The organism is Belliella buryatensis, from assembly GCF_900188245.1.
Classification (GTDB): Bacteria; Bacteroidota; Bacteroidia; order Cytophagales; family Cyclobacteriaceae; genus Belliella; species Belliella buryatensis.
Genome location: NZ_FZOK01000013.1, coordinates 1 through 13,181, shown reverse-complemented (window position 1 = coordinate 13,181; position 13,181 = coordinate 1). Strand labels below are relative to the sequence as shown.

Annotated in this window: 7 protein-coding genes; 2 read left to right on the top strand and 5 right to left on the bottom strand. The window is 40.3% G+C overall.

What is annotated here, in order from left to right:
- Nucleotides 1-1,302 (top strand): threonine synthase, encoded by a 1,302-nt coding sequence (gene thrC, locus CHB66_RS13295; RefSeq protein WP_089241974.1) that lies wholly within the window; start codon nucleotides 1-3, stop codon nucleotides 1,300-1,302.
- A 199-nt stretch (nucleotides 1,303-1,501) separates the two neighbouring features.
- On the opposite strand, the gene lpdA is transcribed toward thrC, so the two are convergent.
- The 5 genes from lpdA to CHB66_RS13265 all read right to left on the bottom strand — a co-directional run bounded on the left by lpdA (nucleotide 1,502) and on the right by CHB66_RS13265 (nucleotide 12,273).
- Complete coding sequence (gene lpdA / locus CHB66_RS13285) at nucleotides 1,502-2,899, bottom strand: dihydrolipoyl dehydrogenase (RefSeq protein WP_089241972.1); 1,398 nt, start codon at nucleotides 2,897-2,899, stop codon at nucleotides 1,502-1,504.
- 164 nt (nucleotides 2,900-3,063) lie between these two features.
- Nucleotides 3,064-4,614, bottom strand: coding sequence for a 2-oxoglutarate dehydrogenase complex dihydrolipoyllysine-residue succinyltransferase (gene odhB, locus CHB66_RS13280; protein WP_089241754.1), 1,551 nt, complete (start codon nucleotides 4,612-4,614; stop codon nucleotides 3,064-3,066).
- Between the two features lie 104 nt (nucleotides 4,615-4,718).
- Entirely contained in the window at nucleotides 4,719-7,517 is a 2,799-nt protein-coding gene (locus tag CHB66_RS13275; RefSeq protein WP_089241752.1) for a 2-oxoglutarate dehydrogenase E1 component, read from the bottom strand.
- Nucleotides 7,518-7,819: 302 nt separating this feature from the next.
- Nucleotides 7,820-9,181, bottom strand: coding sequence for a RagB/SusD family nutrient uptake outer membrane protein (locus CHB66_RS13270; RefSeq protein WP_089241750.1), 1,362 nt, complete (start codon nucleotides 9,179-9,181; stop codon nucleotides 7,820-7,822).
- Nucleotides 9,182-9,186: 5 nt separating this feature from the next.
- A complete protein-coding gene (locus CHB66_RS13265) occupies nucleotides 9,187-12,273 on the bottom strand; it encodes a SusC/RagA family TonB-linked outer membrane protein (protein ID WP_089241748.1) in 3,087 nt (1,028 codons plus the stop codon).
- A gap of 447 nt (nucleotides 12,274-12,720) precedes the next feature.
- Between CHB66_RS13265 and CHB66_RS17015 the strand changes: the two genes are divergently transcribed.
- Nucleotides 12,721-12,894 (top strand): hypothetical protein, encoded by a 174-nt coding sequence (locus CHB66_RS17015; protein WP_170932494.1) that lies wholly within the window; start codon nucleotides 12,721-12,723, stop codon nucleotides 12,892-12,894.
- Nucleotides 12,895-13,181: the final 287 nt, after the last annotated feature.

Here is a 13,181-nt window from a genome sequence, read left to right as displayed (position 1 = left end):
ATGAATTTTTATAGCACCAATAATCCCAATCATCAAGTAAACCTGAAAGAGGCTGTCATCAAAGGTTTAGCGCCTGATCAAGGGCTGTATATGCCTATTAAAATCCCCAAGTTATCCACAGAATTTATTCAAAAACTGTCTGACTTGAGTTTCAAGGAAATTGGGTATGAAGTTATTGGGACTTTGTTTGAAGACCAATTAGCCCCATCACAAATCAAAGCTTTGGTTGACCATACCTTGATTTTTGATGCTCCTTTAGTTGAGATTGAAGAAGGTACTTACAGCCTAGAGCTTTTTCATGGACCTACTTTGGCATTCAAAGATTTTGGAGCTAGATTTTGCTCCAAACTGATGTCTTTATTGATGGAAGGAACACCTCAGAAGGTGAAAGTATTGGTCGCTACCTCTGGGGACACTGGTTCGGCAGTGGCCAACGGTTTTTATAAAACTCCAGGAGTGGAAGTCATCATTCTCTATCCCAAAGGAAAAGTCAGCGAATTACAAGAAAAACAATTCACCACATTAGGAGAAAATATTACAGCCTTGGAAGTTGATGGGGTTTTCGATGATTGTCAACGCATGGTCAAAGAAGCCTTCTTGGATAAGGAAATCAATGAAAAACTACTTCTAACATCCGCAAACTCGATCAATGTAGCCAGGTGGATTCCCCAATGCCTGTATTATTTCTATGCTTATTCTAGATTGCCAAAGACCAGCAAAAAACTCGCGATATCTGTACCAAGTGGTAACTTTGGTAACTTAGGTGCAGGCATCCTAGCCGAAAGGATGGGGCTTCCCATTGATACCTTCATTGCCTCCACCAATGTAAACAGGGTTGTTCCTGATTTTCTTCATGGCGATCAATTTCAGTCCAGGTCATCTATCCCTACTATCAGCAACAGTATGGATGTGGGTAATCCGAGTAACTTCTACAGGTTACTAGCCCTTTATGACAATGACGAGAGGCTTTTCAGAGAAAAAGTAAAAGGCTTCTACTTTGATGATGCGGACACCGCAAAAGCAATGATCCAAACCTATCAACAAAGCGGCTATATCTTAGACCCTCATGGTGCAATAGGGTACCTAGGATTAAGAAACTTCAAAAAACAGCACCCAGATGAATACGTAGGTGTATTTTTGGAAACTGCCCATCCAGGGAAATTTAAAAATGTGGTAGAAGAAGTTTTAAACCTTAAACTTGAACTTCCAGAAAGACTTGAGCAATTTATGAAAGGCGAGAAAAAAACCACCGCTTTAAAAAATGATTATGCTGAATTTAGAAGATTTTTGGAAAGTGAATAAATCTAGAAAAAAAGGAATTAAAGGCTAATATGGTCTTTTCAATAAACTCTTCTACTCTGAAAGAAAACAAAAACCCTTCAATTTCGAAGGGTTTTTTAATTTCATTCTCTATATCGGCAAAGTTTTTAGAACATGTTGAAGAAGTATATTTTTTCTCCAGCATCCTCTGCACCTTTGCTGCCTTTGCTAGATTTATACATTAAATATGCAGAGCTCTATTATCAGTAGCTGCCAAACAAGCTTCTTTGAAAGCTTCAGTGTAAGTTGGATGTGCATGCGACATTCTTGCGATATCCTCTGCTGACGCTCTGAACTCCATGGCAACAACGGCCTCAGCAATCATATCAGCTGTTCTTGGACCGATCATGTGTACGCCTAGGATTTCGTCAGTCTCTGCATCAGCAAGTACTTTGACCAAGCCATCGGTATCCATAGAAGCCCGAGCTCGACCAGATGCCATGAATGGGAACTTCCCTGCTTTGTATTTGATACCCTTTTCTTTCAACTGCTCCTCGGTATAGCCAACAGCAGCCACTTCTGGCCAAGTATACACTACTCCAGGAATCAATAGGTAATTGATATGTGGCTTTTGGCCTGCAATTACTTCTGCTACAAAAGTACCTTCTTCCTCAGCCTTGTGTGCAAGCATGACACCCTTGACCACATCACCGATTGCATAGATATTCGGAACATTGGTTCTCAAATGTTCATCAACTTCCACTTGACCTCGATCAGTGATTTTCACTCCCGCAGCTTCTGCATTGAGCCCGTCTGTATAAGGTCTTCTACCGATAGATACGAGCACATAGTCTCCTTTCAATTCTATGGTCTCACCTTTGGCATTCTCAGCTTTGACGATGACTTCTTTGCCTTTGTTCTCCACCTCCACAACTTTGTGTTTCAAGTAGAATTCAAAGCCAAGTTTCTTCAAAGACTTCTGTAATTCCTTGCCCATGGTCTTGTCCATCGTTGGGATTAGAGAATCCATGTATTCTACAACGGATACTTTTGCACCCATCCTTCCGTAGACAGAACCTAACTCCATTCCGATCACACCACCGCCGATGACGATCATGTGTTTAGGGATTTCTTTCAAGTTCAAAGCTTCGGTAGAAGTGATGACTCTTTTCTTGTCCAACTTGATAAAAGGAAGTGTAGATGGCTTAGATCCTGTAGCGATGATGATATTTTTGCCTTCGATATTTTCAGAAGAGCCATCTTCCTTGGTCACTTTCACGGTGTTTTTATCCACAAATGATCCCAAACCATGATGTACATCGATTTTATTCTTTTTCATTAGGTATTGGATACCATCGACATTCTGCTTGACCACATCGTCTTTTCTACCGATCATCTGCTTCAAGTCTACCTTCAAGCTGCTGAGGTTGATACCGTGGGTTTTAAAAGTATGTGCCGCATTGTGATAGTGCTCAGAAGAGTCCAGCAATGCTTTGGAAGGAATACAACCTACATTGAGGCAAGTACCCCCCAATGTTGAATATTTCTCAACGATGGCTGTTTTCATTCCCAGTTGTGCCGCTCTGATGGCCGCAACATATCCTCCAGGTCCGGAGCCGATTACGATTACGTCGTACATGATTTTTTCTTTGTACCAAGTACCATGTACAATGTACAAAGCACCTAGTTGGTTATTGAAGATTCAAACTCATCTTCAGCTTGGTTATCATATTCTGAAGATGTTCTAATTCATTTTCTAAATACTCAAAATCTTGCTGTTTAATGTACTTTGTACTAAGGACATTAGACTCCAAACAACAACCTCGTCGGGTCTTCGAGAAGCTGCTTCACTCTTACCAGGAAGCTTACGGATTCTCTACCGTCGATGATTCTGTGGTCATAAGAAAGTGCCAGATACATCATTGGGAGGATTTTGACTTCTCCGTTGACTGCCATCGGTCTCTCTACGATATTGTGCATACCCAAGATGGCGGATTGTGGCGCATTGATGATCGGTGTAGACATCATAGAACCAAAGATACCTCCATTGGTCAATGTGAAGGTTCCTCCTGTCATTTCCTCAATGGACAATTTATTATCTCTGGCCTTGGTAGCCAATCTTACTACTTCTTTTTCAATCTCTTCAAAAGACATGGATTCTGCATTTCTGATTACAGGTACCACAAGTCCTTTAGGTGCAGATACAGCAATTGAGATATCACAGAAATCATTATAGACGATTTCATTGCCATCGATTTGGGCATTCACTGCAGGCCATTCTTGTAGGGCTACACATACAGCCTTGGTGAAGAAAGACATAAAGCCAAGGTTCACCCCATGTTTCTCCTTGAACTGATCTTTGAATTTCTTTCTCATCTCCATGATCGGCCCCATGTTCACTTCATTGAACGTGGTCAACATGGCTGTTTCGTTTTTCACAGCAACCAATCTTCTAGAAACAGTTTTTCTCAGGGAGGTCATTTTCTCTCTTCTGCTATCTCTAGATCCTGATACTTTAGGTGCTGGAGCAACACTAGCCTCAGACTTGCTTGCAGCAGGCTTAGAATCTGTTTTAGGCGCTTCTGGAGCTTTTTTCTGAGCGTTTTCAGCATCTTCTTTGGTGATTCTGCCATCTTTACCAGTTCCTTTGATGTCTTTGGCGTCTATGCCTTTTTCTGCCAAAATCTTCGCAGCAGCCGGTGAAGCATGGCCTGTAGCATAAGTTTCTTTGTCAGAAGTAGAAGCACTGCTTGGAGCAGAAGATGAAGATTCAGTAGCGGACGCTTCCTCAGCTGGTGCACCACCTTCGGTCACTTCGATCTTGCAGATCAAGCCACCGATTTCCAAAGTATCACCTTCTTGAGCAACATGTCTCAAGATACCATTGGCTTCGGCTGGCAATTCAAAAGTTGCCTTATCAGAGTCCACTTCTGCGATGATCTCGTCCAATTCTACATAGTCACCATCAGCTTTGAGCCAAGTGGCCAATGTCACCTCAGTGATGGACTCACCTACCGTAGGGACGATCATATCTTTTACCTCTCCAGTCTTTCCTCCTGTCGATCCTGAAGATTTCTCAGAAGGTTTCTCTGATTTTTCGATTGTAGCACCTGCTTGACCATCGGTATTGATCTCACAGATCACAGCGCCGATTTCTAGGGTATCACCCTCTCCCGCTTTGGTTTTTAATACACCCGCTGCCTCAGCAGTTAATTCAAAAGTTGCTTTATCAGATTCAAGTTCACAGATGACTTCGTCCATTTCTACATAGTCACCGTCTTTTTTGAACCACTGTCCAATAGTCACTTCCGTGATAGATTCCCCGACAGCAGGGACTTTAATTTCTAGGCTCATTGTTTTGCTTTTTTTACCCCCAAGCGAATGATTTGCTTAAGGTTAATTTAACATGAATAAATTTAAATTAAACCTAAATCCCAGATCAACTGGAACTAGGGGTTTTATGAAAGTTTTAATGCTTTTTTTACAATATTATTTTGTTCCTCTACGTGTACCTTGTTGTAACCAGTAGCTGGGGATGCACTCATCTTACGAGCAATCACATCCATAGGAAGATCTTTCCACATCATTCTTAAAATGTAGTTCCAATAACCCATGTTCTCAGGCTCTTCTTGCACCCATACTACTTCTGCTCCTTTGTAAGCTTTCAAAGCATCTATGATTTGCTTCTTAGGAAGTGGATGCAGCTGCTCTACTCTGATGATAGCTACATTTTTTACTTTTTCTTTTTCTCTAGCTTCTTCTAGGTCATAGAAAATCTTCCCCGAACACAAGACAACTCGCTTTACATCTTTGGCCTTTACCGTCTCGTCTAAGATAATCTCCTTGAATCTACCAGAAGTAAACTCTTCTATTGGAGACACTACCTTTGGATGACGAAGCAAAGACTTTGGAGACATCACTACACAAGGCTTTCTAAATTCCCAAGCTACTTGTCTTCTAAGCAAGTGGAAAAAGTTAGATGGCTCGGTGATGTTCGCAACCACCATATTGTACTCAGCAGAAAGTTGCAAGAATCGCTCTGGTCTTGCATTGGAGTGCTCTGGCCCTTGACCTTCATAGCCATGAGGGAGAAGCATTACTAGCCCATTCATTTTCTGCCACTTAGACTCTCCAGAAGAGATGAATTGATCAATCATGGTCTGTGCTCCATTGGCAAAATCACCAAACTGTGCCTCCCATATTGTCAGAGATTGTGGATTGGCCATGGCATAACCATATTCAAATCCTAAAACAGCATATTCTGATAGAAGTGAATTGTAGATGGAGAAAAGTCCTTTGCTATCCTTCATTTCCTTGAGGAAATTGTAAGGCTTATTAGTAGTGGAATCATGCACCACTGCATGCCTATGTGAGAAAGTTCCTCTCTGTACATCTTGACCTGTAAGCCTAACAGTCTTTCCTTCCAAAAGCAATGATCCATATGCCAAAAGCTCCGCAGAGGCCCAATTCAATGACTTGGCATTAAAGAACATATCCTTTCTCTGCTTCAACTGTATATCAATTTGTTTGATAGGTTTGAAACCCTTAGGAACTTGGGTAATAGCTTCCGCTACTTTATCAATTTGGTCTTGCGTGATCGCCGTTTCAGGAGATTGATCAAAATCCTCAGGTTTAGACCTTCTCATCGATTGCCATTCTTGCTCAAATTTGGTGAACTGATATGGCAAAGGTTTTTCTTTGACCATATTCAATCTATCCTGAAGCAATTGCCTGAACTCAGCATCCATTTGCTTGGCAATCTTCGCATCCAAATCTCCTCTTTCTGTCAATCTCTTGACATAGATTTCTCTAGGATTAGGGTGCTTAGAGATGATGTTGTATAATTCTGGTTGTGTGAACTTTGGTTCGTCAGACTCATTGTGACCATGACGTCTGTAGCATACCATATCCACAAAAATATCTTTCTTGAACTTCTGACGGAATTCTGCCGCAAGCTTAGCTGCAAATACGACTGCCTCAGCATTGTCTCCATTCACGTGAATCACAGGTGCATCGATGATCTTCGCGACATCTGTACAATAGATGGATGTTCTCGCATCATCGAAATCGGTAGTAAAACCTACTTGATTATTGATCACAAAGTGGATGGTTCCTCCGGTATTGTAGCCTTTCAAGCCTGCCATTTGTGTCACTTCGTACACGATGCCCTGTCCCGCTACGGCTGCATCTCCATGAATCAAGATAGGAAGTGCTTTGTTAGAATCTCCTTTGTGCTGAGCATCGATCTTTGCTCTGATAAAACCCTCCACTACCGGGTTTACCGCTTCTAAGTGAGAAGGATTTGGAGCAAGTTTTAAGTTTACTTTCTTTTCATCTTTGGTGGTAATATCACTGGAATAACCCATATGGTACTTCACATCACCATCACCCATGGTTAGATCTGGCTTAGCTGTACCTTCAAATTCAGAAAAAATCTGCTCATATGTCTTCCCCATGATATTGGCAAGCACATTGAGTCTACCCCTGTGCGCCATGCCGATCATCACTTCTTCTACACCTAGTTCAGCTCCTTTGTTGATTACTGCATCTAGAAAAGGGATGGTACTCTCTCCACCTTCCAATGAAAAACGCTTCTGACCAAGATATTTGGTATGTAGGAAGTTTTCAAAAACTACTGCTTCATTTAACTTGGAGAGGATCCTCTTTTTCTCCTCTGTCGGAGGATTGAATGCCAGCGCTTCTTTTTCAATTTTGGTTTTCAACCAATCCAACATCTCAGGGTCTCTGATGTAGAGATACTCAAAACCCATCGGGCCTTCGTAGATGGTCTTCAACGCTTCAACTATTTTTGAAAGCTTAGCAGCTCCAATGCCAATTTCATTTCCTGCTTGGAACTCTGTGTTGAGGTCATTTTGATCCAACCCAAAATCTTCTAGGTCGATCAGTGCCTTCCTGTCTCTTCTTTCTCTGACAGGGTTGGTCTTAGATCTTAAGTGCGCTCTTGATCTATGTGCATGAATCAAGGCCCTTACTTTGATTTCCTTAGGCAGTTGCTCCATGTCCATGATGGTACCGCGTGTAGCGAGTGAGCCATTGGCTGCAGGCTGGCTGCTCAAGATATTGGTAACTTGCGCTCCACCGTTTTCATCTTCTCCATATTGAGTGATGGCAAATTCAAAACCATCAAAAAATGTCTTCCAACTTGGGTCAACGGATTCAGGATTATTTTTGTATTCAGCATATAGCTCATCGATGTAAGCTACATGTGCATTGGCGATATAGGAATATTTATCCATGATTGAGTTTTTGCTAACAACACAAAGGTACCTAGTTATGTTTGCTATTGAAAACCGTATATTCGTTTACACAAATATATTTGATTATCTTATCAATAGCTATTCAAAAAATGATTCAGAATTTTCTCTAGAATCAAATAAACAGTATGCCGCTAAGTAAAATTTTCTATGGATTGGTAGGATAAAACAAATTAAAATTAGGAAAAGGAGTAACTATAATGATTAGCGAGATACAGCTCTTTGTGTGAATGAAAAATAAAAAAGGCGCCGATTGGCGCCTTTTTAAAGTGTAAAATCAAAGATTAGTATCCATCATTTTGGATAAGGTTATCATTCACCTCAATCTCTTGAAGTGGTATTGGCCAAATCACTCTAAATTGTTCATTGGCAGGGAAAAGATTCCCTATGATGCCAAATCTTTGCATATCAGTGTATCTATGACCTTCAAAAGCAAACTCAAGTCTTCTCTGCTGAAGAATCTCAGTCAAAGCTGCTTCATTTGTCAATAAATCAGTAAGTAATAGACTGGATAGACCTGCTCTATTTCTGATGACATTAATATCGTCTATGATCTGCGTGTTGGTCAACAAGCCAGTACCAGCAGCTCTAGCATTTGCTTCCGCTCTGATCATAAACATCTCTGCAAGTCTGATCAAAGGAACATTGTCATCATTGGTAGCCGATCTGAAGTATTTTACAACTCTCAATCTGTTGCTAGCTGATAATACAGAAGCTGCAAATCTCACATCTCCATTATTACCTGAAGCTTGGAAAAGGCTGAAGAAATCAGGTCTTAGATAAAACTTCTGTCCACCAGTAGCCGGATCCGAAGAAATAGCTAAAGTATTTTGATCTCCTGATACATTGGTGAAGTTCAATTCAAGGATCATTTCATTATTTCCTTTGATTCTGAAGATATCTGCGTAGGAAGACTGTAGCGTGTATACACCAGAATTGATAACCTCAGAAGCCTTCTGAGCTGCCAAAGCATTGTTGCCTTGCTGTAAATATACTCTTGCTAGCAAAGCTGTAGCTGCGAATCTTCTTGCTCTAAATGGAGCACTAGGTGTATTACCTATATTCTGCTCTGCAAATGTCAAATCATCAATAATAAACTGATACATTTCTTGAGAAGAAGCTCTTGGAGCAAAATTCAAGCTTTCTGTATCTGCTATGAAATCCTCAACGATAGGAACACCACCGAATACTCTAAGCATATCAAAGTAAACAAAAGCTCTTAAGAATCTTGCTTCAGCGATAATTGCTAACCTTTGTGCATCAGTGATATTTTCAATATTCGGTGCAGAGAAGATTACAAAATTTGCATTTCTTATCGCACCATACATGGTTTGCCAAGTACTTCTCATTTGTAAGTTTGAAGGGTTAATTCTCCTATTACTTACTTCTTGATCGGTGGTGAATGTACCTGCATGTGCAAGATTATCTGTGTATACATCCTGATAATACAAGTATCTTAAACCATAGTAGTTTCCACTTTGCATGGCATTGTAAATACCTGCTAAAGCCAATTGCGCATTTCTATTGGTGGTGATTGCACCATCAACATCAATTTGGTTTACAGGCTCCTGTTCTAGTGTATCACAAGACACACCGACTAACAGCAGCAGGACAACCAAGTAGTTATATATATTAAATCTTTTCATATTGATTAAAATCCTATGTTAACACCAAATGTATAAGTTCTAGGCTGCGGGAAAGTGTAGAAATCTACACCAATTGTGGTATTAGAAGTTCCTGCAAAGTTCACCTCAGGATCAAAACCAGAATAGTTTGTGAATGTCAATAAGTTCTGTGCTTGCGCGTAGAATCTTACACTTCTCAATTTCAACCTTTCGAGTGTTTGCTGTGGCAATCTATATCCAATAACCAAGTTCTTCACTCTTAAGTAAGATCCATCTTCGATAAATCTAGTGGTGTTTGATTGGTTATTTCTATTAGCAGATACATCCCAAGCAGCTCTTGGCACTAGGCCATTACCTGGATTGTCTTCTGATCTCCATCTATTTTCTACTGTAGCTCTATTGTTGTCATCGAAGAAGTTAGCAAACATCCCTTCCTGGAAAGAACCAGCTGCATTCCAGATTTCATTTCCATAAGAGAATTGCATGAAGATCTGAGCGTCGAAACCTTTGTAGCTAAAGGTGTTGGTAAAACCACCAAAGAACTTTGGCTGAGCATTACCAATTACAGTGAAATCATCATCTGTGATAATTCCATCTCCATTGATATCTCTATAGTTCATATCACCAGCTCTAATTCCAAAAGCTTGTCTAGAATCAGGTACATCTGCTTGAGTTGCAAATACACCGTCTGCAATTAGACCATAGAAAGTTCCTATTGGGAATCCTTCTCTCAATACCAGAGAGTTTCCACCAAAACCATAGAATACATCTTCTCCTTCATACAATTCAAGGATTTTGTTTCTATTGAAGGTCAAGTTCAAGTCAGTTCTCCAATTAAGTCCATTAGGTCTGTCAATGTTTACAGTAGACACTGTAAATTCCCAACCCTTATTTTCAACTGATCCAATATTTGATTGATAAGAACCATATCCATTTTGTGTAGGAATTGGTCTAGCAAAAAGTAAGTCAGTAGTCTTCTTGTAATAATAATCCACAACTAATGTGAGACGACCATTGAACAAGCCCATGTCAAGTCCAATATCAGTTTGAGCTGTATTTTCCCATTTCAAATCAGGATTACCTAATTGAACTGGAACGATGGATGGAGAACCCAAATAATTTCCAGCGCCCACTAAACCTCTCCAAGAGAAATTACCAATCTCCTGATTACCCGTAAGACCAAATGACCCTCGCACTTTTAAATCAGAAAATATATCTAAATCGCTCATGAAAGCTTCTTCATTGATTCTCCAACCAGCTGAAACTGACGGGAAGTAACCCCATCTATTATTTGGGCCAAATCTTGAAGACGCATCTGCTCTAAATGACGAGCTAAACAAATATCTCTCTTTGAAACTGTAATTCACTCTACCAAAGTAAGACTCTAAGCCCCATCCAACGAAGTTGTTAGACCCTTCATTTACCAAAGCGGCTGCTCCGATGTATCTGAATCTATCACCTGGGAATTGGATACCTCTTACAAAAGAAGATGAAATCAAGTTTTCTTCTCTATTGTGACCTGCTACAAGATTTAAGCTATGACCACCTTCAAATACTTTTGAATAGTCAATAAATGCTTCAGCAACCCATTTGATAGGGTTATTGGTAGAGAAAGAACCCGAACCTCTCTCTGCTGTAGAAGAAGATCCAGGATAGTTGTCAGGTGTATACCTTCTTTCAGAGAAGTTCAAAACATCAGCTCCTACTCTAACATTGAAGTTCAAACCTTCGGTAACTTTATATTTTGCCAAAGCGTTGGTGAAAATTCTGATGGATTGGTTTTCATCATCATTTTCTGTCCCCTCAGCTACTGGGTTTGAATAGAAGAATTGTGGTCTTGTATATGAACCATCTTCTTCAAATACCGGCCACAATGGTGAAGCCGCAAGTGAGTTTGCAAAAGGTCCATTCAAAGTGTTGTCAGAAACGATCCTGTTTTGAACCGCTCTACTGATACCAGAATTGAATGAAATTTCAAATCTATCATTGATCTTGTGATCTAGATTGAATCTAGTCGACATTCTCGAGTAACTAGAGTTGATTACTGTACCCTGCTGATCAAAATAATTTCCTGATATGTAGTATTTAGTCTTTTCGTTACCTCCGCTGATGCTCAATTCATAATTTTGGATAGGAGCAGACCGCGTCACCTCTCTTACCCAATTCGTGTTGACATCATCACCATAAGGCAAGCCTCCATAATAGAAATCTAGGATCTCTTCATCAGAAATTTCAGAAGAAGGAACACCAAAGAAGTCTTCTGCAAAGGCATCTTTGAACAAGTCTAAGTAACCATCTCTATCCAAGAATCTTGGCTCATTCCATAATTGTTGCGTACCACCGTAAACATTCAAATTCACCTGTGTTTTTTGATCAGCTCCTCTTTTAGTTGTAATCAACACGACACCATTAGCAGCTCTGGAACCATAAATAGCCGCAGCTGCAGCATCTTTTAACACTTCCATTGACTCGATGTCATTTGGATTCAAATCTGCCAATGCATTAGAAGACTGTCCACCAAAACCTAATTGAGAAGGATCACCTGTAGTCATTGGTACGCCATCTATTACAAATAAAGGCTGATTGGAAGCAGAAATAGAAGATGAGCCTCTCACTCTCACGGAAATACCAGCACCTGGAGTACCAGCATTTTGGGTAATCTGTACACCTGCAATACGACCTTGCAAAGCTTGATCAACACCGAGTGCTGGCACGTCCTTGATGATAGCAGCGTTTAACTGCCCAACAGAACCAGTCAATTCCTTTTTCTCTACACTACCATAGCCTACTACAACTACTTCACTCAAAGTCTTGGAGTCCAATTGTAGCGTAATATCTATAGAAGACCTATTTCCTACAGCTGCTTCTTGGGATAGAAAACCTACAAATGAATAGACCAATGTCTCGTTCTCAGAAGCCTGAATGGAATACCTTCCATCAATATCCGTAATCGCACCTCTAGTGGTGCCTTTGATACGAATATTCACTCCCGGCAAGGGAAGGTTATCTTCTGCCGAGATTACTGTACCTGTTACTTGTCGCTGCTGCGCCCAGACCTCCCCATGGAAGGAAAAAGCGAAAAGCGACAAAATGATTAGTAATACTTTTCTCATACAATAGTTGATTTATTTTTTTAGCCTTCAAATATTGGAAAAATAGTTTACAATTCAAAAAAAAATAATAATCGTTATATTATTGTAGTGAATAGGCTAAATTATAAAATTTAATTATGCAAATTTTGCTTATAATAAAATAAAAAAATATACCCGTTATAAACAAGCCTCTTTTTTTACTATTATATTATTGTTTTTCACTTTCCATATCCCTGATTTTGAAATAGATGAGTTTTTAAAAATACATCACCACAGTCAATTTCTACAATGATAAAAGTAGGGTCATCCAGACCAAACAAATCAACCCATTCAATGGAGGCACATCTTACACTACAAACAGTTATGATTTTGACTATACCACGCCGCAATTTGCAGGAAATATAGCAGGACAAAGATCATCTTGGCAATATCCGTCAAGTAGTCAGAGATGCTCAATCTACCATGCTGATGGCTACCATGGAAATGAATGCTGCCGAAGAAGAAGAAACCAACTTCGAAATCCTCCGAGAAAGCCGTCAATCAGACCATCGTCACAATACCACTGACGGAGGTGACCGTGTAGTTTGGCTCAATGCCGACCTTCACAGAATCCTAGGACCGACCAATAATCCTCAAAGTTAAGATAACGCGTTTAATGCGGGAGGGAATGTTGGGGAACCGGGTTTACCTCACTTTTAGGGGAGGCCAGCGGTGGCCTTGTGGATAGAGCCTGTCCCGATCTTTCTATCGGGAATTCAAAATTCTTGCCCCGATGCCTCGGGGTTGTTACTTTTCTCCAAAGTCCGCAAAGGCGGATGTGTCAATGCCTGTCCCTGTCTCGTCCTGAAAATGGTTGACACTTTTATTATTCAAATATAGTTAGTATTTCAATTTCTAAGAAGTTTGGGATAACTTACAATACCACGATG